Consider the following 25,860-nt stretch of genomic DNA (forward strand, 5'->3'; position numbering starts at 1 on the left):
GAACAAGGGAGCTGCCATGACCAACCATCTGCTCACCTACACGCCCTTCACCGACCCCATACCGCTGACCTGCGACACCAAGGGAGCTTTGGTCCGCATCGACGTCCACAAGAAGCCGGAGGTCACCTGCAGCAAGCTGCACTTCCGCTTCCCTGTGGGTGACGGCCCGGAATGCCTCACCACGCTGAAGGCGGTGCAGGACAAGGGCCTGCTGCCGGTCGAGCCCACCGGCTGGAGCGTCAAACCGGTCGAGGGGAAGCCGGGGGAATTCGTGGCCCTCCCCAACGGCACGATGAAGGAGACCACCAGCTTCAAGTGGAAGAACATCACCGTCCACCCCAAGCACCACCCGGTCACCGTCTCCGTGGACGAGGAGACTGCCACCGGTAGCGGGAAACCCAGCGTCAAAACCGCCGCGGTCCGTTACGAGAAGATCTCCCCCAAGGTGACCTTCACGGCCCTGGAGGCGAAACCGCAGCACGTCACCCGCGGAGACGACACCGTCCTGAGCTGGAAAGGGAGAGCGGACGCAAGCTACACCGTCTACTACGGAATCGACGGTGTAATCCCCTCTGAGCAGATCACCTGCAAAGACGGAACCTGCAAGACCACTGCCAAGAACCTCCGCTCCGCCACCACCTTCATGGTCGCCGCGTCGGCCACTGAAACCGGGCAGGGGCCGGTCCACTACAACCAGAGCATTCATGTCACGGTCGAGAAGCCCGACGTCGCGGTGGGGCAAATACAGGTCCAGTCGACCGCCGGCATCCTGGGGTCCGTACAGGCGTACCAATACACTTACGAGGACCGCTTCGGCGCTGTCGCCCCCACCGACGGACTGCTGATGCTGCAACCGCACTACGCGGGCGACGACCGGCGCGCTCCACTGCCCACTGTGGAGGTGTTCGTCGACGTCCACCGCAAAGGCTCCCTCTCCCACTCGCAGCGACGTACCGCCCACAAGACGGGTGAGACGCCGCAGTTTCCCACCTTCATGTGCGTTCCCGTGCCCGCCGGATCCAAGTTCCTCATCAACCGGCGAGGCGGTAAACCGTCGACGGGCCGGCTGTACTGGCTGCCTATGGGAAGCCACGGAATTCCCAAGCCTCAGCTCGCCACAGAGGCCGCCGACACGACAGAGGCTGATGTCGGAAACCTTCCATCGCTACTGCAGTACTACTATCATCCGACTGCCCTCGACATCACTAACTCACCCGACGGAAAGATCGACATCCGGGTGGACGCTCTCGATCCGAGCATCACCTGTGACACCGTGACGGTCAACGTGCCCGTGGGCACCGGTAAAGAGCACCTCACGAAACCTGACACGGCCGAATCGATCAAACCCAGCAGCACATGGCAGTCTTTCAGGAAAGGTACCCAGGCGGGCGAATACGTTGCCAAGCCGACGCGGAAGAAGGTCTTCTATCACACCCCCGCAACCCTGACTCTCTCCGGCATCACCGTGAACACGCCGGAGGATACGGCAAAACTGGAGATTTACGAGACACGTGAGAAGAAGAAGGGCGTGTCGGTGTACCTTCCGGTGCGCAAGGTCCGCCCCGGCCTGAACATGCGCGACTTCGCCCCCGACGACCGTGCGGTGCGCAACGGTGGCACCACAACAGTTCGTTGGAAGACCACATATCTCAGCGGAGTGGAGTACCGCGTCCAGTGGGCTGGGCACGACGAGCCGGTGCAATCAGGGGAGTACGAGAAGAAGGTCGGGCCCTTGTACCGGACCACCCCCGTCTATCTGACCGCTTACGACACAACGACGAAAGCGGAGCTCAACACCCTGACGACCACGGTCACCGTCACCGATCCCGACCTGACGGCACGCAACCTTACCGTAGTCGAGAGCTGCACCCTCATGAAGGTGCCCCAGGTGTTCAGGCCGTCGTTGGAAAAGGAGAATTTCAGCGGCAAGGCGAATACTGACGGCCTGCTGGTCGTCTCCGCGAAATGCGAGAAGGCCAAAGAACCCACGACCGTCACCGCGAAAGTGACACCTCCCGGCGGGACACTTGAGTACGAGGCCAAAGCGCTGGCCGTGCTCCCGGAGGACGGCGACGGACTGCCTGCCGGATTCGCCCTCCCCATAGCGAAGGGCGCGTCCGTCACAGTCGCCCGGACACCCACCAGTAGCACCTTGACCACGACGGCGAGCTGGCTCCCCTTCGGGCTGGGAGGTCTCAACTCGAACCAGCGGCCGGAGAGCACCGAACTCGTCGAGGCGTCCTCCGACACGGCCGAGGCACCCGCGCCGGAGGGGGCGACCACCGCTCCCCCCATCTCCAGCTTCCGTCCCGATCGGCTGAGCATCGCCAGCCAGGAACCGGTGACCCTGCGGTGGGACGCGGTTCCGAACACCCACCTGACGCTGACCTACCGCGACCACCGAGGCGCGACCGTCAACGAGAAGGTCACGGGGAAAAAGGAACACACCGTACAGGGACTCACCCAGGACACGGCCTTCGCCCTCCGTGCCACCGAGAAACCGGACGGCCAAGGCAGACTCCTAGCAGCCCTGACCGCGACCGTGACCATCACCAACCCCGACGCCGTCTTCTCCACACTCGACCTCACAGGCGGCGCCGCCATGATCGGCCCCCCAGAGAAGATCTCCTACGGTTTCACCGGCCAGGCCAGCAAAACCGTGACGACGGACGGGTTCCTCACAGGATGGATCAAGGACACTTCGACGGGCGGCAGTAAAGTCGTCGCCACCGTGTCCCGATCCAATAAGGAGCTGTACAGGGCGGAGGTGTATTCGGCCAAGCCCCCGGCACCGTGGGGACTCAATTCTGATGCCGCAAAGTGCTTCTTCGACAACTTCTTCCTGCCCGTCCCCAAAGGGGCCACGCTGGCCATCCTCCCCGCCACCAGTCACAGTGGTGGAAGTATCGGCGATGGAAGTCGCGAAGCAAAGCTGGTCTGGATACCGTTGGGACAGGGCCGTTAGAGAAAGAGAAGCGAGAAGGAGATAAAAGTCATGGGAGCGACTGGTTCCGCACGCGTAGACCATGCGTTCAGCCTGAAGAAGGCGATGGTGTACGACCCGGGTAACAAGAAGAATCTGGTGGTAGAGGGCCTGGTGGCTCTCGTGCAGAACGGTACCGCTGGACTTGCCAAAGTGGTGAACGGAACCCCTCAGTGGTGGGTAGCGGGCCCCCAAAGAGGGTTTCCTTCGGTGGATTTCGCTCTGTCGGCGTACCGGAATCTTGGTGATTTCAAATCCGGCTTCGACACCGTCTTCCCCGACTACGACAGCAAGAAGGGCGTATGCTGGGTCACCCGCGGTGACCAGGTGATGCGGTTCGACTTCGCCAACGACCGCGTGGATAAGGAGAAGAAGCGCATCACCTCCATGTGGTCGGGAGTCCCGGAGGGATTCAAGAATGGTTTCGATGCCGCTCTGCCGAACGGAGAGAGCACCGTCTGGCTGTTCAAGGGGAAGAAGTGCGTCAAGCTGACGAAGGCCGACACAGACGCACCACAATTCGGAGACCCCGAGGACATCGCCGATGAATGGAAGCTGAATGGCAGCAGTAAGGTGCCACTCATCGAAAGCGGCATCGACGCCGCCATTCACATTCCGGGAACGACAAAGGGATACCTTTTCCGCGGCGACCGGTATGTCACATGTGACGTGAAGGCTGCCACGGTCACCGTAGGCGCCGCGTTGATCCGAACCTACTGGCACGGCGTCCCCTACCTGTATCCAGTGCCCGACTGCTCCATTGCGGTAGGCAAGGGTGGTTCGATATCCGCGCCCCGTTACTTGTGTTACGGGAAGTACTGCGTGCCGGTGAAGGCGGGAAGGGAAGGGCTGTCGATCCCGGCAGTCGAGAAACCGAAACTTATCGAGCAGGCGATTCCGGCACTCAAGGGAACACACTTCGCCAGCGGCATCGATCACGCCTGCACTTTCCGTTCCGACAATGACCTATGCAATCACCTGTTCCGTGGAGGAAAGCACGCAGAGTTCAAATCCCAGGCAAACGCCATTGGCAAACTAGGGCCAGTGCCGGGCAAGAGCAGCGATAAAATATTGGGAATTACGCCCACCGTCAACTCCTATCGATGGGTTTACGACCGAAAGCCCGATGCTGTGATCCAATTCCCATGGGAATCCGGGTATCTTTATGAGAAACCCTGGGAGGATGCCGGGAGGCCACTCCGCTCTTCCCTCCAGCTTCATTACACTACGCTGGTGGTTTCGGAAGCGCGTCGGGTGTTCGACCTGACCATAGATTCGCGCGGGAACCTTAAAAGGATGAATGGTCCATCAGTTTTCAACTGGGAGGTGGAGTGGCCGGAGGACGCGGGACGTACCTGATCCAGCGACGCCGGCAGCAAAACGTTCAGCACAGGTTTGCGAAATAGCATGCGGCACATTCGTGCAATGTCACCGTATGCGGGCCCTGCTCAGCCAGGTCCTCAAAGCCGACTGAACGGCCACCGGCACGCCCTGGCCGGTCCCGCCAGCCCGGAAGGCGATGGAGTCGTGGGCGAGCACGACAAGGACCAGGGCGCCGACCCGGCGCGACCGCCGCTCACCGCGGACCGCGCCGGTTGACGAATGCCGCCGCCGACCGAGTGGCAGCACGCCGACAGAGCGACTCCCGCAGGTGCGGGGACGACCTTCATGCCGGACCCGAGGGGCTGGCAGGGGAGGGACGACTTCACTCTAAAGAGTGATGGGGTGATGGATACCGCGAGTGGGCTTTCGTGATGGCAGGCGATCTTTCGCGGTGCGTGTGATCGCTTCGCTCCATTCTTGATTCTTTTGTTCCGAACTTGGCTTGGGTGTGACAGGGCGGTGGCGGTAGTGAAGCGACATATTGGAGTTCCCCGTTCCGTTTTCACGAATATCAGCAGTTCCTGCTGCTCGGCCAATGGGCCTAGTGTCCCAGTAGGCACGTAAAAAGGGGCTCCGAGATCGATTGGCGTCTGCCTCGAAGCCCCTCCTTGCGTGCCGGATCTGCGCATGCCCCAAGGAGAAGCCATGATCCAGCACGTTCACCGAAAGCTCGCTAAGAGCCTTCCGGCGGTGCCAGAGGTTAGCATTCCGATCTCAAGTCTTCTGCAAACCACTACGGAGAGCGTTCTTCATGTGCGACTCCGCTTCGGTACCGTGCTTTTGGCCGGCCTGATCGTCATGTCCGCAGTGCGGCCGGACTCAATCCCCGCCCAAGTTCTGATCGCCGCCCCGGCGCCCCTCTGTTTCGACCGAAGCGGGCTGATCTACCTCAAGATCCGCCGCCTACGCTGACGAGGTATTGCAGCCGACCGCCCAAGCCATGGGCGGTCGGCCATTCCGTGTTCTCCAACCGCCGTCGGCCCACACCTTGGTCACGCTCGGATGGGCCGCCGCCAGCTCGGTCAGCGCCTGCTTGCCGCCGGCGGAGTCGTGGACGGAGGCGGCGGTGACCAGGACGGTCAGGATCAGGCCGAGGGTGTCGGTGATCAGGTGGCGCTTGCGCCCTTTGATCTTCTTGCCGGCATCGATTCCTTGACTGGCCTCGGCCACATTGCCCGAAGTCTTCACGCTCTGCGCGTCCACCACGGCCGCGGACGGCTCCGCTGTCCGGGCGTTCGCCCGGCGGCTCCTGTCCCGCAGCAGATCGTGGACCCGCTCGGTGGTTCCGTCCGTCTCCCACTTGGCGTAGTAGTCGTAGACGGTCTTGTCCGGCGGGAAGTCGTGCGGCAGGTACTCCCACGGAATCCCGGTGCGATTGACGTAGAGGATCGCGTTCACGATCTCCCGCAAATCGTGGGCCCGGGCTGCCGTGCCGGGGCCGGTCCGGCTGGCCCGCCAGGCTGTGAAGACCGGTTCCATCAAGGCCCAGCGGGCATCGGAGACATCACTGCGATACGGGCGACGATCACTCACACCTCGTTCAACGACCACCCACACTGGCAGTCACAAAATCACCCTGAACTACCAGCTATCCAGATCAGATGCCCTCTAAGCTGTGGAACGCGGGTTCAGGGGGCATTTTTGGTGCGCATGCGGTACGCACATGTGCGCGCATGTGCGCACGCCAAGGCGGGGGCGGGGCATGCGACCGTTGTTGGCATGCATATGTTCTTTTTGGTGAGCCGGGGTCGGACAGGGGCTCCACCGCCCGGCCGGCCGGCCCCCAGGTGCATCGCGCGGGACGGCGAGCCGGGGGTGCCCCCGGTGCCGCCGCGATCCGCCCGGCGTCGCGGCCGGTACGGCAGGAGCGGGTGCGGAGTTTCCGGGCGGCCGCCATTTTTCTTCCCGTCGTTTCAACACACGCGGTGGGGCGCGCGTATCCCGTAGCGAACATCGTCTCGGGAGATGGGAAAGCACCATGAACGCCTGGCGCCGAACGGATGCGAGCAGCCGTGGCTGTAAGCGGTAAGCCGCTGCGGTGGCTTCGCGGACGGACTGCGACGACCGCCCCGGAGCCTGTCAGATTCCGGACGGAGCGAGACGTGGGGGCCGCCTACGATCTCTACGGCGGCGAACTCTTCGGGTTCGCCTTCAAGGCGCTGGACGACCGGCAGCTCGCCGAGGACGTGGTGCAGGAGACCTTTCTCCGCGCCTGGCGGTCGCCACGCGGCTTCGACCCGGGGCAGGGCAGTCTGCGGACCTGGTTGTTCGCCATCGCCCGGAACCTCGTGGTGGACGCCATGCGGCGGCGCAAGGTCTGTGAGGGGCCCGGCCGTGCGCCGTGGGACGTGGCGCCCGAACCGTCGTCGGCGTTCGACGACATCGATCAGCTTCTTGACCGGATACAGCTCGGGGAGGCCCTGGAACGGCTGAGCCCGCAGCACAGAGAGGCGGTGGTGGGGGTGTACCTCGGCGGCCGTACCTGCGCCGAACTGGGGGAGGAGCTGGGAATTCCGGCTTCCACCATGCGCAGTCGCCTGTACTACGGAGTGCGGTCGCTGCGGCTCGTCCTGGAGGAGAACGGGTGGCTGGCGCCATGAACAAGGAATGTCTTCCCCACCGCGCGCTCCTCACCGAGCTTCTGCTGCTCGGGAGGCCGCTGCCGAAGGAGCTCGCCCGGCATCTGGTCCAGTGCCCGGACTGCACACGTGAGGCATCCGAGACCGAGGACGTGGTCCGCACACTGCGGCGGGCGAACCCGCGCGGGTGCTGGGAGCCCGCACCGGGTGCCGGACCGCAGGCGCGCCCTTCGTGGGGGCTCGGGCACCGCATCCGCCGGGAGGCGGCCGGCGCCAGGACCGCCCGGTTCCGTCCCTGGCGGGTGGCCGCGGTGGGCGTCGTCGTCGCCTCCGCCGTGGCTGTCGCGGTGATCATCCCGCTCGGCGTGGCGGACCGGGCGGGCCGCACGGCCGACGCGGCACCGGTGGTGATGGAGCGTCAGGGAAAGATGGTGGACCGCCCCGGGGGCACCGAGGTCCCGGTGACCCTGTCGGGCCTGGCGGCGGGAGAGACCTACCAGGTGATGACCGTCAACGCCCGCGGTGTGCGCATCTCCGCCGGCACGGTACGGGCCGAGAGCGGCGGGCGGGTGTCCTTCCGCATGGTGACCGCCATGCGGAAGGAGACCATCACCGAACTGGTCGCAGAGGATGAGAACGGGCACGTGGTGAGCCGCTTGCCCGTGGGCCCCTCCCCGGACTGACAACCGCGGGGGCAACGGCCGACGGGGCGGCGTCCCCGCCGGGCGTTGCCCGCCCCTCCCGCCTGGCGGGTCGGCGAAGCCCCGTGAACGCGCGCTGTTCTCCGGTCCGTACGCTCCACGTGCGGACGGCGGGGCCTTCCGGGAGCGGACAGTTCCGTGGGTCCGGCGCCGCCTCTCCCGACGATCGGGCGGCCTTTCGTTCAACGCGATGCGGTGCTGGTGCGTATCCCTCATGAAAGCAGTCACCGGGCCGGCGGAGAGCGCGAGTGGCAGGCAGCAGAGCCGCTCTCCGGATGCGGCCGCGGTCATGTCGCGCCGAGACGGGCGCGGACCGGAAAAGGGTTCACGCACCTCGGCGAAGCCTCCGGTGGGAACCGGTACGGCGAAAGCCGCCGGTGACCTTGTCCGTACAGGTTCGGGGACTCGCGTCGTGCAGGGCCGTACAGGCATCCACAGCGGGTGGGTGCCCTGAAACAAGGAGATATTCCAGGTGAAACACGCCAAAGTAACTCGTCGGATACTTACCGGCGCCACTGCCGCTGCCGTCCTGACCATCCCGGCCGCGATGGCTTCGGCGGACGAGAGCCCGGCCGCGGTCCCCGCGCGGCACGCCGCGGTACCGGCGTTCGGCGCCTACAGCGGAACCCTCGGCGGAGCCCCCAAACCGTTCGACCCGCACATCAGGAACAACACCATGGCGCTCAGCCCCAACCAGCGCGTCGCGGTGGTCACCAACTCCACAACGGACCACCTCGTCGTCATCGATGTGCGCCGGGGCCGGAAGGTCACGGAGATCAACGGATACGTCAGCCCGCGCAACATCCTCTTCGCCCCGGACGGCAAGACCTTCACCGTGTCCGACAGCACCCTCGGCGTCGTGGACCGGATCTCCCTGAGAAGTTTCCAGGTGGTCAAGCGCCTCCCGCTCGGCGCCGGAGTGTTCGGCACCGCACAGTCCACGGACGGCAGGTGGCTGTACGCCAACAACCAAGCGGCGGGCACGGTCACGGTGGTCGACCAGGCCGGCAGCAGGGCGGATGCCGTCCTCACCGGCTTCGCCGAACCACGTCAAGGGGTCAAGCTCGCCCCCGCTGGGGACAAGCTGTACGTCACCAACTACAAGGGCGACCGGATCACGGTCGTCGACATCGAGACCAGGAAGACCCTGCGGCAGATCGAGGGGTTCAAGGAAGTCCGGGGACTGTCCATCAGCCGCGACGGAACCCGGCTCTACGCGGCCAACAGCGGGACCGACACGGTGTCCGTCGTCGACACCGCGTCCGGCGCGACCCTGAAGCGGATCACGGTGGGGAAGAAGCCCTACGGTGCCGCACTCTCTCCCGACGGGAAGGTCCTCTTCTCCGGGAACCTGGAGGGTAATTCGCTGACCGCCGTCAACCCGGCCGACGGCGAGGTGCGCGGCACGGTGAAGGGTCTGAAGGGACCCCGTCAGGCCATCAGCTTCAGCGCCGACTCGAAGACCGCGTGGGTCCTCAACGAGGACCTGACCGTCGCCGAAGTCGACGTGGCCGCCCTCAAGGTGACCCGGACGCTCGGAACGCGCTGAGCCTCAGTGGCAGGCGGCCGTGAGGCCGCCTGCCACGGCGCGACAGTCAGGGCGGTCCGCTGCGGTCCCGCCCGGCCCGGGTGAGGCCGGTCCCGGCAGTCCGAGCCGCTGCGGCAACGCTGTTGTCGGCCAAATCCGCCAAGGTGTCCGGGAGCTGGTATCCAAGGGAACCGAGGGACGCCGCCATGCCGGCGGGCGCCGGAAGCGCTTTGTCGCAGGTCATCGTTGGTCTCCGCCTGCTTCCCGTCCCGGACGGCGGGGATCGGTGTGTGGCTGCTTCGGAGAATGCCTGTTTTCAGGGGCGTCGCCCCTGGTCATCCGCACTGTGCTGGATCGGCGCCGGATACCGGCGAAGCCGCGGCGGTCCGGCCGGCCGGCAGGGGCCCGCGCGGTGAGGCGCGGAGGGAACCCAGGCTCATTTGTCGACAGACCACGGATGGCCGAGTTAGGGGCACTGCGGGTCACTGGCAGTCACGCTTCGAGCGCAGGCTGGCCGTTGCGCCGCCGGAAAAGGTTGCTTCACGACAACGGGGGAAGAGAAATGGTCAGTACGATCAGAGTGTCCGAGAGCGCCATACCGCGTTCCGCGACCTCTCGGTGTGAAGCGCGGATGGCGGCGAACGTAGCGCCCGCGGCAGGACACCGGTCACCTGTCACTCTGCTGTGGCCTGAGGCACCGCTCTCGGCCTCGCTCTTCACCAGCCGCCCTTGCGGTGTGCTGATTGATGGGTTCTGGAGACAGCGACCCTGCTCATCCGGCGCCCCGCGCCCTGATGCCCCGGCGTCCGAAGGCGGCGGCGCCGCGACGTCCGTGTCCGGATGTCCGGTGCCCCGGGCAGGTACGCGCAGGCGTGAGCGACAGCAAGGTGCTGGAGCCGAGCCCGAGGCCGCGCCGTTTCGTCGGCCTGCGCGCGGGCACCGTCGCCGCGGCAGCGGGCAGCTTCGGCTCGGAGCCGTCGGTGGTGATGCCCAGGCACCGGCGAGCGCCGCCGGTCGCGGCCGCCACGGCGGCGAGGGCCTGCGCCAGCTCCAGATCAGCGCTGCCCAACGCCCCGGCGAGGGGTACTCCAGCCGCCCGACTGCGCGATGTCCGCGAAGTGGCAGGCGGTCTCCGCCGCCAGCTCGGCGCGCCGCTCGACCCCGGGCGCCGCCCGTCCCAAAGCGGCTGTCGCACAGCCAAGCAGCGGGCGGTGGGGTAGAGCGGCCAAGGCGTGAGAAGGGTTCCCCTGGACGTGACCCGGACGTGGGGAACCCCGCCAGCCACCATGTTGTCTCACCGTCTCGGGGAAACCTTCAGTTGAGCACCATGGCTTTTCTAGATCAAGTGGAAGGTAACGATGGTGGGTACACAGCGGCGTGCTACAGCCTGGAGAAAGAGCTCATTCTGCCAGCCCAGCGACTCTCACTGCGTGGAAGTCGCGGTTCGGGCCAACGGCTGGGTCGCTGTACGCGACTCCAAGATCGCGGACAGTCCAGAGCTCACCTTCTCCGCGAAGGAGTGGGCTCACTTCGTCAGCTTGTTGAAGGCGGGCACGGCGTAGGCCTCGGGGCGAGGCTCTGGCAGGCTGATCCTGAGGAGACGGCTCTGCAGGGGTGGACACCCATCCGGTGCGTGTCCACCCCTGCAGATCAGGTCCGCGACTTGCAGCGAGCTGGAGGCCGGCAAGTGACCGAGAACCCCGAGGAGAAACTCGCCGACGCGAAGAAGCGGCTGAGCCTCCCGCATATCATCGTGATCTGCGACTCCACCCGTTTCATGACCGAGATGACCGAGGCCGATCTGCGGGAGACAAAAGCCGGAAACAGTTGTCCGCCATAAGCGGCTCACACGTTGTGTCCTGCGTACCCTCTCCCACACCCTGCTAGGAGCTCTCTTACGGATCACTGCCAGAGAGATCGCAGGGCCTGCTGGTGGCGGAGAAACTATTGCCTGCGACGATGCGCCTGTGAGCTACGACCTTGCTGTGTGGGACGGCGACCGTCCATTCGACAACCGTGCTGCGAGCTCGACGTATGACGAGCTCTACGAGCGTTACCTGGAGTCGGACGATGTCGCCGTGCCTCCGGTGCCGCGCATCATGGCGTACGTAGAAGCCCTCGTCGCGCGATACCCGGACGATGTCGACCACGATGTCGTGTGGGCGTCGACACCAGCCATCGACGAGGCATCGGGCCCGATCGTGTACCTGCTCATGTCCTATGGCAAAGCCGAGGAAGTATCCGAGTACGCCGCTGCACTGGCCCGCGAGCACGGCCTGGTCTGCTTCGATCCGCAGGGAGAGTGCCTTCGGTCGTGAGCTTCCTGTTCTTCAGCGGGCGGACCAGAGGAAGATGCCCGCGACGAGGAGACCGGCACGGTAAACGGTGGCGGTCTTCTCGTAGCGGGTGGCCAGGCCGCGCCATTGCTTGAGGCGGTTAATGCAGCGTTCGACGGTGTTGCGTTGCTTGTAGGCATCGCGGTCGAATCCGGGTGGTCGCCCGCCGCCGCAGCCCTTGCGTTTGCGGTTGGCGATCTGGTCGGCAGGCTGCGGGATCACAGCCCGCACTCCGCGTCGTCGCAAATGATGCCGGATGGCTCGCGACGAGTACGCCTTGTCCGCCAGCACCGCGAAGGGCCTGGTCCTGGGCCTACCAACTCGACGCGGCACCCGGATGGCAGCCATCACGTGCTCGAAGGCCGGCGCGTCTCCGGCCTGGCCGGGCGTGAGCACGAAGCACAACGGACGACAGCGGCTGTCAGCGGCGAGATGGACCTTCGTAGTCAACCCGCCACGCGACCGTCCGATCGCGTTGTCGGCGGGCTCACCGGCCGGAGCCCCTTTTTGCGGGCCCCGGCGCCGTTCTGGTGGACACGCACGATCGTGGAGTCGACCGCGACGACCCAGTCCAGGTCACCGTCGGCATCCGCTTGAGCGAGCAGCGCGGTGAAGACACGTTCCCAGGTGCCGTCGATGGCCCAGTTCCTCAACCTCGTATAGACGCCCTTCCACGAGCCGTACTCAGCGGGGAGGTGCACCCACTGAGACCCGGTCTGGAACTTCCAGGCGATCGCATCGATCACCTGGCGGTGATCACGCCACCGACCGCCCCGACGCGGCCTCCGATCAGGCAACAAAGGTTCTATTCGCGCCCACTGCGCGTCGGTCAACGGCACAACCAGACCAACGATCCGATGATCGCAAAGAAACGCCCTAGTCTCCGGGAAGCTGGTCTACTCGGCCCACTTCTACGGCTACACCGGCCCCCGGCACACCGGGGCCACCGGGGTGGGCGAGACCAGCGACCCGCGCTACCAGGACCTGACCCGCGACCAGCTGTACGCGGCGCTGCGCGAGGAGGCGCTGTACGTGGCCGACGAGTCCGGGCGGCACTTCACCGCGCCGGTGTGGGTCAGCGAGTTCGGCATCGGCGCCGGGGAGACGGGGGCGGCCGCCCGTACCTGGTTCGACAACCTCACGGCCTATCTGGCCGCCAGGGACACGGACTTCGCGTACTGGCCGCTGGTGGGCTGGAGCACCGACCCCCAGGGGCGGCCGGCCGGGGACGACTGGGCCCTGCTGCGCTATGACGCCGCCGGCCGGCGCACCGGCATCCTGGACGGCGCGGACTGGCGGGCAGAGGCCTGGAACCGGATGCTCGCCGCGCCGGAGCGGACCGGGCCGGTGCCCGCGGTGGACGCCTGGCACATGCTCACCACCGACCACGCCGACGCCGTCCGGTCGCTGCGCACCCGGGCCGCGGGCGACTGGGACAGCGGGGCCCGCAAGGCGGTCTGCCCGGACGGGGAACGCCTGCTGGGCGTCAGCCACACCCAGGGCCGCGGGCTGTGCACCGGCACGGGAACCGGCGGCGACCTGCGCTCCGCCGGCGAGGGCCAGAGCGTGGTGCGCGACGAGCGGTACGTGCCCGCGGACGGCGACTGGGCCACCGGCTACCGCAAACTCCAGTGTCCGCGCGACCAGTTCCTCATCGGCTACAGCCTGCGCGGCGCCACCGTCTCCGCGGCCCTGTGCGTGCCGGCCCGCCACCCCCTGGGCAGCACCGGGCGCACCGTCTGGTTCGACCGCGGCGACAACCGCCCGCCCGCCGATCCCGGTGGGGAGTTCGCCCAGGGCGCCTACCAGGGAGAGTGCGCCCCACCGAGTACGCGGCCGGGATCGCCTTTACCACCCGCGTCGGGCACCTGGGCCGGCCCGACGCGCTGCTCTGCCGCACGCTGTGACGTACTTCTTGGGATGCGGCCGGATGACGGAAGCGTGGTCCTTGGTGCCGGATTCGCCTGAGGAGAGCCCCTATCACTGCTGCCTGGGTGCTCGGTCGGGGTGGTGAGGAAGGGTGACGGTGACGGTCAGGCCGCCGGTCCCGTTGGGCTGGGCGGTGACGTCGCCGTGGTGGGCGCGGGCGACGGCGCGGACGATGGACAGGCCGAGGCCGCTGCCCTTGGCCGTGCTGAGGCGTTCGGTGCCCAGGCGGCGGAAGGGCTCGAAGAGCCTGGGGACCTCATACGCGGGCACGTCGGGGCCGGTGTTGCGCACCTCGATGTCGACGCCCTGGCCGGCCCGGGTGCGGCTGACGATGCGGACCCAGCCGCCGTCGGCGTCGATGTTGTGCCGGATGGCGTTGTCCAGGAGGTTCTGCACGATGCGCTCCAGGAGCATCGGGTCGCCGGCGGTGACGGCGGTGCCGGGCTCCGCGTACACGATGACGCCGGCCTGTCGCGCCTCCTCGGCGCTCTGGGCGACCACGTGCGTCACGACCTCGGCCAGGTCGACCGGGGTCGCTTCGGGAAGGTGGTGTTCGGCGCCGGCGAGTAGCAGCAGGCCCGAGATGAGCCGCTCATGGCGGGCGTTGACCTGCAGAAGCTGTTCACCGAGGTGCTTGACGTCGGCGGAGGCGCTCTTGCGGTGCATGGCCATCTCGACGAGGGCGCGGTTGAGGGCCAGGGGGGTGCGCAGCTCGTGGGAGGCGTTGGCGACGAAGCGGCGCTGGCCGTCGAAGGAGCGGTCGAGACGCTCGATCATGGTGTCGAAGGTGTCGGCGAGGTCCTTGACCTCATCCTCGGGGCCGGCCAGATTGATGCGTTCGTGCAGGCCGCGGTCGGCGGCGGGAGCGGCGGCGATGCGGTGGGCGGTCGCGGTGACCTGGTGGAGGGGTGCCAGCACGCGGCCGGCGATGAGCCAGCCCAGGCCCCCGGCGGCGGCGCCGACGACGACCAGGGCGATGCCGCCCTGGGTGATCAGCGAGGTGACGGCCGCGTCGTTGAGCCGCCGCTGTTCCTTGTTCTCCCAGGACGCGGTGGTGGGCCCGGGGCTGCCGTCCGGAGGTAGGGTCCCGGTGCCCTCGCCGTGCACGCTGAGGCCGGAGCTGCCGCTGGTCAGCTGCTGGTTGAACAGTAGGTACGTGGCGCCGAGGAGTACCATGCCGGCGGTCAGGAACAGGCCGCCGTAGACCAGGCTGAGCCGGGCGCGCAGGGTGAGGCGGTGCGGTCGCAGCCGCCCCAGGGCGCCGCGCGGGCCGCGGGTCATGACGGGAGTCACGGGATCCGATACCCCACCCCGGTGACGGTACCGATGACGGGCGGGTCGCCGAGCTTGCGGCGCAGCTTGAGGATGGTGACGCGGACGACGCCGGTGAAGGGGTCGATGTTGTCGTCCCAGGCCTTCTCCAGCAGCTGCTCGGCGGAGACGGCGGCGCCGTCGGCGGCCAGCAGTTCGGCCAGCACCGCGAACTCCTTGTTCGTCAGTGCGACGGGCCGGTCGTCGCGGGTCACCTCCCGGCTGGTGGGGTCGAGAGTGATGCCGGAGCGGCGTAGTACCGGCGCGGCGGTGGAGCGGGTGCGTCGGCCCAGGGCGAGGACGCGGGCGGCGAGCTCGGGGAAGGCAAACGGTTTGGTGAGGTAGTCGTCGGCGCCCAGGGACAGCCCGGTGACGCGGTCGGTGACCGTGGCGGAGGCGGTGAGCATGAGCACCCGCGCCGGGGAGTCGGCCTCGATGAGCCGACGGCAGACCTCGTCGCCGTGGACCCGCGGCAGGTCGCGGTCGAGGACGACGACGTCGTAGTCGTTGACGCAGGTCCGCTCCAGGGCCGTCGCGCCGTCGTGGGCGACGTCGACGGCGTGCGCCTCCTCGCGCAGCCATTCCGCGATCGTGTCGGCGAGCAGCGGCTCGTCCTCCACCACCAGTACCCGCATCTCCCGTGATCCCTTCGCTTGGGCGGGGCCCTCCTCATCCCGGGCAGCAGGGCCCCTCGCCGGCCATGGTGAGTGAGGTGGATGTTCCTCCTCGTTAATGACCTCGGCAATGACCACGACCGATCTGCCGCCCCGCCGGTTTCACCTCCCGCCATCCGAGCGCGGCGCAGGCCGAAATCGGGGGCACCGGGGGGCTGTTGCGTAACGCCGGGTTAACACCCACTCGTGTTCTCTCACCACCGAGCGCCGGCACCCGGCTGGCGGTATGCGAGGAGAAGACGAGATGAGGATCCGCACCCGCGCCGCGCTGGCGGCCGTCCCCGTGATGCTCACCCTGGTGTTGACCTCCTGTGGATCGGACGGTGGCGGCGACGACGTGGCATCGGCCGGCGGCGGCAGGAAGGACAACAACCCCAGCGGCAAGGCCGACCTGAGCCGGGACGAGATCACCAAGATGAACCTCAGGTTCGCCCGGTGCCTGCGCCGGCACGGGCTGGACGTCGAGGACCCCAAGCCCGGCGAGGGCCTGGGGCTGTCCGTCAACGGCGACAACAAGGCGAAGGCGGACCAGGCCATGGAGGCCTGCCGTGGTGACGCGCCGCCGGCGCCGTCCGATGAGGGCAATGCCAAGGAGCGCGAGGAGATGCTGGAGTTCGCCCGCTGCATGCGCGAGAACGGGGTGGAGAGCTTCAAGGACCCCAAGCCCGGCCAGGGCATCGGCATCGGCCCCGCGCAGGGCGAGGACCCGGACTACAAGAAGGCCGTGAAGAAGTGCGGCGGCGTCGGGGACACGAACAGCAGGAGGGCCGTCCGGTGACCGGGCAGCACGTCCTGGACGCCCAGGAAGACCAGGCACCCCCCGTGGGGCGGCGCAGGCGGCGCGTCGCGAAGATCACCGTCACCGTGTTCGTCCTGGCCACAGCCGGCGCGGTCACCGTCGCCGCGCTCGGCCTGGGCGGCGACGAGGGGGACGGCGGCGCTGCCGCGAGCCAGCTGCCGCCGAGCACGGCGAAGGTGCTGCGGCAGACGCTGAGAGACACCCAGAGCGAGGACGGCGTGCTCGGCTACGGCCCGGTCAGGACCCTGTCCGGCCGGCTGCCCGGCACCCTCACCAAGGTCCCCGCCGCCGGCGCGCGGATCTCCCGCGGCCAGGAGCTGTACGCGGTCGACAATCAGCCAGTGGTGCTGATGTACGGCCCGCTGCCCGCCTACCGCACGCTGAGGAAGGGCGCTGAGGGACCGGATGTGAAGCAGCTGGAGGCCAACCTCGCCGCGCTCGGCTACACCGGTTTCACCGTCGACGAGGAGTACAGCGACCGGACCGCCAAGGCGGTCGAGCAGTGGCAGGAGGACCTGGAGTTGAAGAGGACCGGCACGGTCGAACTCGGCCGACTCGCCTTCGCCCCCGGCCCGGTACGCATCGACAGCACCGAGGCCGACACGGGCGATCAGGCCGCGCCCGGGCAGAAGGTGCTGGCCTACACCGGCACCGCCAAGGCCGTCACCGTCGAACTCGACAGCGCCGACCGACAGGTGGCCAGGAAGGGCCGCACGGTCGGCATCCGGCTGCCTGACGGCACCAGGGTGGACGGCACCGTCAGTTCGGTCACCAGCTTCCGCAAACCTGCCGAGCAGGGCAAGGACGCCCGGACCAGACTCAAGGTGGTCATCTCCCCGGCCGACGCCAAGGCCCGCCGGGCCGTCGCCGCATACGACCAGGCCGGTGTGCATGTGGACTTCACCGCCGGCGAGCGCGAGAACGTCCTGACCGTGCCGGTGGCCTCGCTCCTCGCGCTGGCCGAGGGCGGCTACGGCGTCGAGGTCGTGGGCGGCTCCGGCACGAGATACGTGCCGGTCCACACCGGTCTGTTCGCCGGCGGCCGGGTGGAGATATCCGGCGCCGGCATCACCGAGGGCACCACGGTGGGGATGCCCAAGTGATCACCCTCAGGGACGTCACCAAGTCCTACCCCGGCGGCGTCACCGCCCTCGCCGCCGTCTCGCTGACCATCCACCGGGGGGAACTCGTCGGCATCGTCGGCCCCTCCGGCTCCGGAAAGTCCACCATGCTCAACATCCTCGGCACCCTGGACCGCCCCACCGCGGGCCGAGTGCACCTCGACGGCCACGACGTCGGCGCCCTGCCCGACGCCAAGCTGTCCGCGCTGCGCGCCACCCGCATCGGCTTCGTCTTCCAGCACTTCCACCTCGCCGCCGGCACCCCGGCGCTGGACAACGTCGCCGACGGCCTGCTCTACACCGGCCTCAGGGCGGCGGAGCGGCGCCGCCGCGCCACCGCCGTGCTGCACCGCGTCGGCCTCGGCCACCGCCTGGACCACGAACCGCAGGAACTGTCCGGCGGCGAACGCCAGCGCGTCGCCATCGCCCGCGCCGTCGCCGGCGCGCCCGCGCTGCTGCTCGCCGACGAGCCGACCGGCGCCCTGGACTCCGCCTCCGGCGCCGGGGTGCTGCGGCTGCTGCGCGAGCTGAACACCGCCGGCACCACCGTCGTCATCATCACCCACGATCGGGATCTGGCCGGGCAACTGCCCCGCCAGGTCAGCATGCGTGACGGCCGCATCACCGCCGACACCCGCGGTGATGCCACCGTGGCAAGGGGAGCGCGCTGATGGCCACCGACACCCTGCGCCCGGCCCGTATGCGGCCCGCCGACGTGGTCAAGGTAGGCGCCGTCGGTCTGCGCACCCGGCCGCTGCGCGCTTTCCTCTCCGCGCTCGGCATCGCCATCGGCATCGCCGCCATGGTCGCCGTCGTCGGTATCTCCACCTCCTCCCGCGCCGACCTCGACCGCACCCTCGCCGCGCTCGGCACCAACCTGCTCACCGTCACCCCCGGCGACACACCGACCGGGGGCAAGGCGAAACTGCCCCTGACGTCGGAGCGGATGGTCGCCCGCATCGGCCCGGTGACCTCCGCCTCGGCAATCGGCAGGATCGACGACGCCGACGTGTACCGCACCGAGGAGATCCCGGAGGCCGAGACCGGGGGCATCGTCGCCTACGCCGCCCGCACCGACCTGCGCGCCACCACCGGCGCAACACTGCGCAGCGGCACCTGGCTCAACGCCGCCACCAGCCGCTACCCCGCCGTCGTGCTGGGCGCCGACGCCGCCGACCGCCTGGGCATCGGCCACGCCCGCCCGGACACCCGGATCCTCGTCGGCGGCCGGTACATGACCGTCATCGGCATCCTCCGGCCCGCCCCTCTCGCCCCCGATCTCGACACCGCCGTCCTCGTCGGCTGGCAGGCGGCCAAGGACAAGCTCGGCTTCGACGGCCACCCCACCACCCTCTACACCCGCAGCGACGACGCCGAGGTCAGATCCGTCCAGTCCGTCCTCGGCGCCACCGCCAACCCGCGGAACCCCAACGAGGTCAAGGTCTCCCGCCCCTCCGACGCCCTGGCCGCCCAGCAGGCGGCGAGCAAGGCCTTCACCGGCCTGCTCCTCGGGCTGGGCGCGGTGGCCCTGCTCGTCGGCGGCGTCGGAGTGGCCAACACCATGGTCATATCGGTCCTGGAACGGCGGGCGGAGATCGGCCTGCGCCGCTCCCTGGGCGCCACCCGCGGCCAGATCCGCACCCAGTTCCTCGCCGAATCCCTGCTCCTGTCCGCCCTCGGCGGCATCGGCGGCGCCCTCCTCGGGGCCGGGGCGACCACCACGTACGCCCTCTACCAGGGCTGGCCCACCGTCCTCCCGGCGTGGGCGGTCGCCGGCGGCATCGCCGCGACCCTGGCCATCGGCGCCCTCGCCGGCCTCTACCCCGCCATCCGCGCCTCCCGCCTCTCCCCGACCGAGGCCCTGGCGACCCCGTGAGCCCGGGGAGCGCGGTCAGGGCCGCCAAGGACCTCTCAGCCTCGGCGACCCGGAGTGCACCGGAGCGCCTCGGCCTACGTCCTCCCCGAGATGCGGATCGTAGGACCGAGGGGCTCCGGTCTCCCCCATGGAAGGGCAGCCCCGGCTCCGCTGGGCCGCCCGGCGTGGGCAGGCGGATCCCAAGGGTTGTGGAGCGCGGGGTGCCGTGTAGGTTCGCCCGTCGCGGAAGCGCCGGTTACCAGGTCTTCAGTGCCCAGCGCTGTCCGTCGCTGCCGGTGTTGTCCCACTGGATGGCATGGGCACCGTTCGCCGTGCTACTCGACCCGATCGCCAGGTACTTCCCGCTGTTGAAGTTGATGATGTGGCGGTCGTTGTCGGAATACCAGAGCTGTCCGAAGCTGTCGAGGCAGTCCCACTGGATGGCGTGGGCGCCCTCCTCGATGCTGCTCGAACCGATGGCCAGGCACTTGTCGCTGCTCTTGTTGACCAGCTGGTAGACACTCGGATCCTTGAGGGCGGCCTGGTCGCTCGCCGCGGACCTGGTGGAACGGGCGATCGTCTTCAGCATGCGTTCGAACTTCTCGGGAGCGCGGCTCTTGAGGTTCGCCAACTCGGCCGGCGTGAGGCGCTTCACCATCGTGCCGGAATCCGCCTGCGGAGTCGGCCGGGAAGACGCCGTCGAGGCTCCGACGGCCGGGGTGGTGACCGCGGCCATCGCGACCGCGGTCACGGCGACGAATGTCTTGGCGATACGGGACATGTCTGCCCCTTCGGTACGGTGCCGGATCCCACCCACGCGGGATCCGTCGGGTTCTCAGGTGTCGTTCCATCCGCGCGCCGATGTGTCCGGCGCTCGATACGTGAGTCTGCGCGCCGCCGGGGTCGCTGCTCGACCTGATTCGGTTTGGACCGAACTCCGGCATCCAGGAAGATCACCCCGGCTTGTGTCGTACGGCGCTCGGGGGACAGCGTGTATCGCATTCACTTCACGGTCGAGGATCTGGCACGCACGAGAGTCGCCCAGGCCCCGCCACCGCTGTGGGAACTGAGCGTCGCGGTGCGCCATCTCCAGGAGGACAACAACTCGGTGCGGTTCGCGGCCTGGCGGCGGCGTGCGCTGGCCGGGCTGCTGCCGCAGGCCCGGCTGGTTCTCGAGCTGACACCGATCCTGGGATGGTTACCCACCTTCATGGCCCCGGCCGAACTCGGCAGCCCACAGGAGATGCTGGAGCGGGGCCGCTCCACACCCCGCTCCGAGATCCGCAGGAGTCTGGCCTCGGTGGCCGAGCGTCAGCCGCTGCCCGCGTGGACCCAGCACCTGGCCGGCGACCACCGGCTGCTGCGGCAGTTCCTCACCGGCCTGGAGAACGTCCACAACCAACTGCTGGCTCCCTACTGGCCGCAGGTCACCACGCTCACCACGGCCGACCAGACAGCGCGCCTGAGGGAGGCGGCCACCAGCGGCATGGAGCGCATGTTCGCCTTGCTCAGCCCACGCCGCATCCGCTGGAACCTGCCCGTGCTGGAGATAGCGATGGTCTCCGGCCGCGAGGGAGAACTCCACCTGGAGGGCCGGGGGCTGCTCATGGTGCCGTCGGTCTTCAGCTGCGGAGCGCCCCTCATCGAACCCCACGCCCAGCCCCAGCCGACCCTGACCTACCCGGCCGGTCTCGCCGAGCAGTCGCGCGCACTGCCCCTGTACTCGCCGCCCGCACGGCCCGCGTCACCCGCAGCGCCGTCCTCGCTGGCCTCGGTCCTGGGCCGCACCCGCGCCGATGTCCTGCACACCATCGCGGAACACCCCGCCTGCTCCACCAAACAACTCGCCGCCCTCGTCGGCATCGCCCAGGCCAGCGCGAGTGAACATGCCACCAGCCTGCGCGAAGCCGGCCTGGTGCACACCGTTCGGCACCGTAACGCGGCTCTGCACAGCCCCACCAGCGTCGGCATCGCCCTGCTGAACGCCTCGCCCGCGGTCCCGAGCGGCTACCGCGCCTGACCCGCTCGGTCGGCTCAGGGCTCGTCGTCGATCGCCCCGGGGGCGATCGCCGGGGCCGGGAAGGCATGGCGGGCCTCGCCGCCGGACCACCAGACGCCGATCGCGAAGACCGCAGTGGCTTCCAGCAACCCTGCGCGGTCGAGGCCCCCGCAGGCCATCGGGTCGCAGCCCATAGAGATGACCAGCTCGGACACCAGGGCGGCGGCGGGGGAGTGGTCCGTACAGAAAGGCACGGCCAGTGGCGCCCCCTCGAAGGCGGGTCGCGGCAGGGTCCAGATGCTCTCGTGGCAGACCCCGAACACCTTGGCGACCCGGGCGGCAGGGGCGGCGGCCGCTATCCGGGCGGCCGCTAACCAGGCGGCCACCGAGTCCGTGCCACCCACCGTGGTAAGCACCGGTCCGGCGGCCCCCGGCGCCATCGGCACCGTGCAGTCCAGTACGGTCCGGTCGGCCAGGGCCGGGGCCAGTTCCGCGGCCAACTCCGGCGCGACCTGCGCCGGTACGGCCACGAGCACGGCCTCGCCGTATCGCGCCGCCTCGGCGAGTCCGCCGTGCCAGGCGGCCCCGATCCGGGCCGCCGTACTGGCGGCGGCCCCGCTGTCCCGCCCTCCCACCAGGACCTGGTGCCCGGCCCGTACCCAGGCCCCGCCCAGCGCCGCGGCCATGGCGCCCGTACCCAGAATGCCGATACGCATCGTGATGCTCCTGTTCACGTCGTGGATGCCGTGCCCTGGACGCTAGAAGAGCCGATGCACACCGCACGGTAGGCATCGGCCGGACAGGATGCCCGTATGGAACAGCCGGACGAGGTGGTCGACATGGTGGGGGACGTGTTCGCGGCGGACTGCCGGGCGCGGATCGCCTTCGAGGTGCTGGCCAACCGCTGGGACAGCGTGGTGGTCTTCATCCTCGGCGAGAGCGGCCCGATGCGGCCCAGGGCGATGCTGGACCGGATCGGCGGGATCAGCCCCAAGGTGCTCAACCAGGCACTGCGGCGGCTGGAGTACAACGGCCTGGTGCGGCGGCACCGCTACGCCGAGGCGCCGCCTCGCGTCGACTACTCCCTCACCGAGGCCGGCACCGCGCTGATCGGCCCGATCCGCGCGATGGGCGCCTGGGCGGCGGTCTACGGGGACGCGGTGGTGTCGGCCCGGGACCGGGCGGACGGGCTGTAGCGGCGGGCCCGCGCGCCGCGGGAGGGCGCGCTGGGCCTGCCGGTGGTCAGCCCAGGATCGGGATCAGGCCGAGGGCGAGGACCATGGAGAAGTCGGCCGCCACAGTGAGTCGGGTGGGGGGAGCCTGCGGGCGCGCACGGTCACCAGCAGGTGGACGATCGCGGCCATGGTGATCGGCCCGGACCACACCAGGGCGTGGTCGAAGTGCCACGTGGTGAACAGCCGGCCCAGGCCTCGGCCCTGCTGTTCGACGAAGCCGATAATGCACGGGTGCCGGTCACCGCGCTCGGCGACATCCGCCCCGGCAGCACCATCGTTTTGCCCAGCGCGTACGGCGGCCACGACGCTTACGGCTGGAGCGGCACCCGCACCACGCCGACCGTCGACCTCGGCGACTTCCCACCAGGCGTCGACAGCGCGCCGACCCGCCTGGACAGCCACCTCTTGGCCCTCCTTGGCGACTTCGGCGAAGACACCACCGCATCCATCGCCACCGCCCTCCTCGGCCTCCCCATGGAGCCCCGGGGCGCCCAGCAGGGCGGGCGTCGGATCGGCGGTGGGAGGGCGCGGCACGGGCACGGCAGCCGAGCCGAGCGGGATAGCACGGTCCGGGCAGCGGACCGGCGCAGCCCGGCGGACCGGCGCGGGCGCACGGCACGGGCCGGCGAAGCGGGCCGGCAGGACGGACCCCGCTGACCGGGGCCGGAGGGCGACGACGGCGCGCAGGCGCGGCCGGCGGAGACGTGGGACGGTCGCGGCCAGGGCGCGGGCCCGGCACCGGGGCGGCAGGGGCCGGGGCCGGCGGCGGGCAACAGTGGGATCCACGCTGACCAGGCTGAGATCGCCGTCGTCGCGTGCCGCGACCTCGGGGATCACCGCTTCCATGAGCGTCTGGAAGACCCCGGTGGGCGCCCGTAACACCTGATCGTGTGAATATTCGCATGACGTCCGCGCGGAGATCCGCTAGGGATGTCCCATGCCGATTCGTGTGCGCCTTGACGACCTGTGCCCGGAGACCTGGGAGGAGGTGGCCGGCCTGACGGTGGCTGACGACCAGCGCGACCTCATCGCGTCCAACCTGTACTCGATCGCGGAAAGTCGCTTCTTGCCGGGCTTCGTGACCCGTGCGGTGATGCATGATGAGCGCGCCGTGGGCTTCACGATGTACGGTCCCGATCCCGACGACGGTCAGATGTGGCTCTACCGCTTGATGATCGACAAGGATCACCAGGGAATGGGCCTGGGACGAGCCGCTCTCCAGCAGGTCATCGCCCACGTGCGGGACGCGTTCGACGCGCCAGTACTGCGGCTGGGGGTACGCGCGGACAACATCGCGGCCAGGGCGCTCTACACCTCTGCTGGGTTCGTTCCCACCGGTCAGGTCCTCGACGATGAGGACATCCTGGAGTTCCGTCTGTCCACGACCGACTGAGCGGCGCGGAGTCTCCGTTACCCCATTCTCAGTCAGCCCCTGACGCCAGATCCCCCGCTGCCCGCTCGATTGCCCGATACGCAGCGGGCCACTCCAAACGGCTCGGCCAGCTCGGCGCTGGGGCACTCGGCCCCCCTTGTGCAGCGCCAGGCGATGCGCTTCCTGCCGAGCGTTCGGCTCCGGTTTCTTGCCGCGCAACTCCCGCCACCCATACCCGGGCGACGAGGGCGGCAGCGGAGACCGGGCCGGGCGGGCACGCACGGTGGGCGACAGAACCATGGCCCGGACGGGCCGACAGCGCACGGTGCCGACGCGGGCCGCGGACGGCCAGGTCCTCATCGTCCAGCGCGACAGTGCGCTGGGCCCGGCGGCCAGGCAGTGACTGAAGCACAGAGCAGCGGCAGCGGGGCGGACCACAGCAGAGCAAGCCGCGGCCGGCGGCGAGCAGGCGGGGTCCGCGGCCTGGACAGGCCGGGCCGGGGCGGGGCCCGGCGACGGCGCGGCGCGGCGGCAGGCCGGGCCGGGCAGTGGAGCAACGGCGTGGTCGACCGGATCTGGACTCGTTGGCGGCGCTCAACTGGATGGCGGGATCGGGGCCGCACGCCGAACCACTGGTCGGCGCCCCACTCCTCGAACCGGTGCACCTCGGTGAACTGGCCGCCGAGCCTCCAGCAGTCGGCCCTTGTCGTCGCTGAGCGCGATCACGAGGGGGCCATGGTGTTTGTCCGCGTGGCCACCACGGAGCGCTGCCGACGGGCGGGACGCGGGCGCCGGGCCGGACAGAGTCGGCCATCCTCTATGAGGCCGAGTTTCTGGCCGTGCCTGTCCACCGTGGTAGCGCTGGCCTCCTTCTCACCGGTGGCCGGAGCGACAGTGCGCACCAAGCGCCGCGCGTTCCCAGCGGCGTACAGCTCATCCGGCCGGCTCCGTGGTGTCCGCGTTGCCGGCCGTCCACCGCGGCGACCGGGGACCTGGGTTGTGCCCCGGCCGGCTGCTGCTGTGGATCAGGTGCGTGGAGCTCCAGCAATCGATCGCGGACAGCCCCTACGGGTATCCCGGCTGGCGCAATGTCCCGTACGTGGGCGAGCCCCAAGCTGCGGGCCCTCAGGATGTATTGGGCCATTTCGGCGCTCGTGGAACTCCATGGCCCACCACGGCATCGGCTACAACGACGAGAAGCGCAGGCTCAAGGAGTGGTGGGGGGTGACCTCCCGCCAGGAGTGGGCCGGCACACAGAAACGTTTGCTCGAGGCCGGCATGGTCAGCCCGGTGTGGGAGTTCGCCCTGCGCATCCGCCGCTCCCTCGCCCAGGACTTCGCAGGTCCAGTCGAACTGGATCACTGGCGGCACGTGGCCGAGCGCGTCCTGCGGTACAACGCCGCCCAGGGCGCGCAGCCCCGGATCACCCCCGATGGAGTCACCGCGGCGCGCCCCCGCAGTACCGGCGACGTCGAGGCGGAGGTCGCCAGAGTGCAGCGGCTCATCGGGCGGATCGCCCGCTATGAAGCCCGGTTCCGCGCCGACGGGCTGCTGGCCGCCAACGCCTTCGTCCGCTCCGTCGAAGCCTGGGACTGCGGACGGGCCTCCGGCATGGCCCGCTGGGGTATCGCCGCCCGCTATTGGACCCTCCAAGAGGCCGAGCAGGCCGTGGTCGCCGCCGGCCGCGCCAGTGCCCGGAACTACCGCTCCTGGCCGGAGTTCTCCGCCGCCTACATCCTCGGCCGCTGTCTGCACTTCGACGAGGAAGAGTTCGGCAGCTGGTACGAGGACATGCTCACCGCCCACCGCGCCCTCACCACCGACCCCGCCAGCCCCTGGCTCACCATCCCTTGGAACTGATGCCCGGAAGGCCACACATGGCCGCACCGAGCCGTGCACGTGGGCAGGAACGAGGAATGAGGTCGGGGACTCAGCGAGACTCAGAACAACTCACGGGGTGTCGCACACTCCTCCTCGTCGGTTCAGTGGACGACCGTCTTGCCAGGGTAGGGTGCGCCCAGCCTGGTCGGGACGGTAGACCCAAGGGTGATGCAA

24 protein-coding genes and 1 pseudogene are annotated in these 25,860 nt (G+C 69.0%); 19 read left to right on the top strand and 6 right to left on the bottom strand.

Translation table 11 applies throughout. The annotated features are described in order from the left end of the window. Nucleotides 1-16 precede the first annotated feature (16 nt). From E4099_RS32720 to E4099_RS00150, 3 genes are all read left to right on the top strand, one after another. Nucleotides 17-2,965, top strand: a complete 2,949-nt coding sequence (locus E4099_RS32720; RefSeq protein ID WP_167828240.1) for a hypothetical protein — start codon at nucleotides 17-19, stop codon at nucleotides 2,963-2,965. Nucleotides 2,966-2,995: 30 nt separating this feature from the next. Beyond that, the gene (locus E4099_RS00145; protein ID WP_135336795.1) at nucleotides 2,996-4,342 is read left to right on the top strand and encodes a hypothetical protein; all 1,347 of its coding nucleotides are present in this window, start codon (nucleotides 2,996-2,998) and stop codon (nucleotides 4,340-4,342) included. A gap of 669 nt (nucleotides 4,343-5,011) precedes the next feature. Beyond that, nucleotides 5,012-5,278 (top strand): hypothetical protein, encoded by a 267-nt coding sequence (locus E4099_RS00150; protein ID WP_135336796.1) that lies wholly within the window; start codon nucleotides 5,012-5,014, stop codon nucleotides 5,276-5,278. Here E4099_RS00150 and E4099_RS00155 read toward each other — a convergent pair. Further along, the gene (locus E4099_RS00155; protein ID WP_342451889.1) at nucleotides 5,270-5,923 is read right to left on the bottom strand and encodes an IS5 family transposase; all 654 of its coding nucleotides are present in this window, start codon (nucleotides 5,921-5,923) and stop codon (nucleotides 5,270-5,272) included. The two genes, E4099_RS00150 and E4099_RS00155, sit on opposite strands and share 9 nt — an antisense overlap. Nucleotides 5,924-6,468: 545 nt before the next feature. Between E4099_RS00155 and E4099_RS00160 the strand changes: the two genes are divergently transcribed. The 6 genes from E4099_RS00160 to E4099_RS00185 all read left to right on the top strand — a co-directional run bounded on the left by E4099_RS00160 (nucleotide 6,469) and on the right by E4099_RS00185 (nucleotide 11,492). Further along, nucleotides 6,469-6,966 carry a sigma-70 family RNA polymerase sigma factor gene (locus E4099_RS00160; protein WP_245244434.1) on the top strand — a complete coding sequence of 166 codons (498 nt, stop codon included), beginning with the start codon at nucleotides 6,469-6,471 and terminating at the stop codon, nucleotides 6,964-6,966. After that, complete coding sequence (locus E4099_RS00165) at nucleotides 6,963-7,628, top strand: hypothetical protein (protein WP_135336798.1); 666 nt, start codon at nucleotides 6,963-6,965, stop codon at nucleotides 7,626-7,628. Before E4099_RS00160 ends, E4099_RS00165 begins: the two co-directional genes overlap by 4 nt. 565 nt (nucleotides 7,629-8,193) lie before the next feature. After that, nucleotides 8,194-9,195, top strand: coding sequence for a YncE family protein (locus E4099_RS00170; RefSeq protein ID WP_135336799.1), 1,002 nt, complete (start codon nucleotides 8,194-8,196; stop codon nucleotides 9,193-9,195). Nucleotides 9,196-10,532: 1,337 nt separating this feature from the next. Beyond that, on the top strand, nucleotides 10,533-10,736 hold the full coding sequence (locus E4099_RS34755; RefSeq protein ID WP_135336800.1) for a DUF397 domain-containing protein: 204 nt from the start codon (nucleotides 10,533-10,535) through the stop codon (nucleotides 10,734-10,736). A 125-nt stretch (nucleotides 10,737-10,861) separates the two neighbouring features. Beyond that, on the top strand, nucleotides 10,862-11,014 hold the full coding sequence (locus E4099_RS32725) for a hypothetical protein (protein ID WP_167828233.1): 153 nt from the start codon (nucleotides 10,862-10,864) through the stop codon (nucleotides 11,012-11,014). A 127-nt stretch (nucleotides 11,015-11,141) separates the two neighbouring features. Beyond that, nucleotides 11,142-11,492: a hypothetical protein gene (locus E4099_RS00185; RefSeq protein WP_135336801.1), complete on the top strand. Its 351-nt coding sequence runs from the start codon at nucleotides 11,142-11,144 to the stop codon at nucleotides 11,490-11,492. A gap of 12 nt (nucleotides 11,493-11,504) precedes the next feature. Here the strand turns inward: E4099_RS00185 and E4099_RS00190 are convergent. After that, nucleotides 11,505-12,355, bottom strand: a protein-coding gene (locus E4099_RS00190) for an IS5 family transposase (protein WP_386388995.1) whose coding sequence is annotated in 2 segments (ribosomal slippage) — nucleotides 11,505-12,010 and nucleotides 12,010-12,355 — 852 coding nt in all. Because the reading frame shifts where the segments join, the coding sequence is not laid out codon by codon here. A 37-nt stretch (nucleotides 12,356-12,392) separates the two neighbouring features. Between E4099_RS00190 and E4099_RS00195 the strand changes: the two are divergent. Then, nucleotides 12,393-13,417, top strand: a pseudogene (locus E4099_RS00195) (glycoside hydrolase); the annotation flags it as partial. A 73-nt stretch (nucleotides 13,418-13,490) separates the two neighbouring features. Here the strand turns inward: E4099_RS00195 and E4099_RS00200 are convergent. Further along, nucleotides 13,491-14,720, bottom strand: coding sequence for a sensor histidine kinase (locus E4099_RS00200; protein WP_135336802.1), 1,230 nt, complete (start codon nucleotides 14,718-14,720; stop codon nucleotides 13,491-13,493). 8 nt (nucleotides 14,721-14,728) lie between these two features. After that, complete coding sequence (locus E4099_RS00205; RefSeq protein ID WP_135336803.1) at nucleotides 14,729-15,385, bottom strand: response regulator transcription factor; 657 nt, start codon at nucleotides 15,383-15,385, stop codon at nucleotides 14,729-14,731. A 283-nt stretch (nucleotides 15,386-15,668) separates the two neighbouring features. Between E4099_RS00205 and E4099_RS00210 the strand changes: the two genes are divergently transcribed. From E4099_RS00210 to E4099_RS00225, 4 genes are read left to right on the top strand one after another with little or no spacing between them, the layout of a single operon-like run. Beyond that, nucleotides 15,669-16,202 carry a hypothetical protein gene (locus E4099_RS00210; protein ID WP_135336804.1) on the top strand — a complete coding sequence of 178 codons (534 nt, stop codon included), beginning with the start codon at nucleotides 15,669-15,671 and terminating at the stop codon, nucleotides 16,200-16,202. After that, on the top strand, nucleotides 16,199-17,326 hold the full coding sequence (locus tag E4099_RS00215; protein ID WP_245244436.1) for a peptidoglycan-binding domain-containing protein: 1,128 nt from the start codon (nucleotides 16,199-16,201) through the stop codon (nucleotides 17,324-17,326). The genes E4099_RS00210 and E4099_RS00215 overlap by 4 nt, the downstream gene beginning before the upstream one ends. Next, nucleotides 17,323-18,015: an ABC transporter ATP-binding protein gene (locus tag E4099_RS00220; protein ID WP_135336806.1), complete on the top strand. Its 693-nt coding sequence runs from the start codon at nucleotides 17,323-17,325 to the stop codon at nucleotides 18,013-18,015. The genes E4099_RS00215 and E4099_RS00220 overlap by 4 nt, the downstream gene beginning before the upstream one ends. Then, nucleotides 18,015-19,220: an ABC transporter permease gene (locus E4099_RS00225; RefSeq protein WP_135336807.1), complete on the top strand. Its 1,206-nt coding sequence runs from the start codon at nucleotides 18,015-18,017 to the stop codon at nucleotides 19,218-19,220. The genes E4099_RS00220 and E4099_RS00225 overlap by 1 nt, the downstream gene beginning before the upstream one ends. A gap of 235 nt (nucleotides 19,221-19,455) precedes the next feature. On the opposite strand, the gene E4099_RS00230 is transcribed toward E4099_RS00225, so the two are convergent. Then, on the bottom strand, nucleotides 19,456-19,980 hold the full coding sequence (locus E4099_RS00230; protein WP_135336808.1) for an RICIN domain-containing protein: 525 nt from the start codon (nucleotides 19,978-19,980) through the stop codon (nucleotides 19,456-19,458). Between the two features lie 210 nt (nucleotides 19,981-20,190). Here E4099_RS00230 and E4099_RS00235 point away from each other — a divergent pair, with 210 nt between their 5' ends. Then, nucleotides 20,191-21,219, top strand: a complete 1,029-nt coding sequence (locus tag E4099_RS00235) for a winged helix-turn-helix domain-containing protein (RefSeq protein WP_135336809.1) — start codon at nucleotides 20,191-20,193, stop codon at nucleotides 21,217-21,219. A gap of 14 nt (nucleotides 21,220-21,233) precedes the next feature. Here E4099_RS00235 and E4099_RS00240 read toward each other — a convergent pair whose 3' ends face one another. Beyond that, complete coding sequence (locus E4099_RS00240; protein ID WP_135336810.1) at nucleotides 21,234-21,914, bottom strand: NAD(P)-binding domain-containing protein; 681 nt, start codon at nucleotides 21,912-21,914, stop codon at nucleotides 21,234-21,236. Nucleotides 21,915-22,010: 96 nt separating this feature from the next. On the opposite strand from E4099_RS00240, the gene E4099_RS00245 reads away from it, so the two are divergent. The 4 genes from E4099_RS00245 (at nucleotide 22,011) to E4099_RS33850 (ending at nucleotide 25,665) form a co-directional block, all read left to right on the top strand. Further along, nucleotides 22,011-22,394 (top strand): winged helix-turn-helix transcriptional regulator, encoded by a 384-nt coding sequence (locus E4099_RS00245; RefSeq protein WP_245244437.1) that lies wholly within the window; start codon nucleotides 22,011-22,013, stop codon nucleotides 22,392-22,394. A gap of 204 nt (nucleotides 22,395-22,598) precedes the next feature. Then, nucleotides 22,599-23,090, top strand: a complete 492-nt coding sequence (locus E4099_RS00250) for a hypothetical protein (RefSeq protein ID WP_135336811.1) — start codon at nucleotides 22,599-22,601, stop codon at nucleotides 23,088-23,090. 280 nt (nucleotides 23,091-23,370) lie between these two features. Next, nucleotides 23,371-23,826 carry a GNAT family N-acetyltransferase gene (locus E4099_RS00255; RefSeq protein ID WP_135336812.1) on the top strand — a complete coding sequence of 152 codons (456 nt, stop codon included), beginning with the start codon at nucleotides 23,371-23,373 and terminating at the stop codon, nucleotides 23,824-23,826. Between the two features lie 1,143 nt (nucleotides 23,827-24,969). Further along, entirely contained in the window at nucleotides 24,970-25,665 is a 696-nt protein-coding gene (locus E4099_RS33850) for a DUF1266 domain-containing protein (RefSeq protein WP_342451890.1), read from the top strand. Nucleotides 25,666-25,860: the final 195 nt, after the last annotated feature.

The organism is Streptomyces palmae (genome assembly GCF_004684805.1).
In the GTDB taxonomy this organism is placed as follows: domain Bacteria; phylum Actinomycetota; class Actinomycetes; order Streptomycetales; family Streptomycetaceae; genus Streptomyces; species Streptomyces palmae.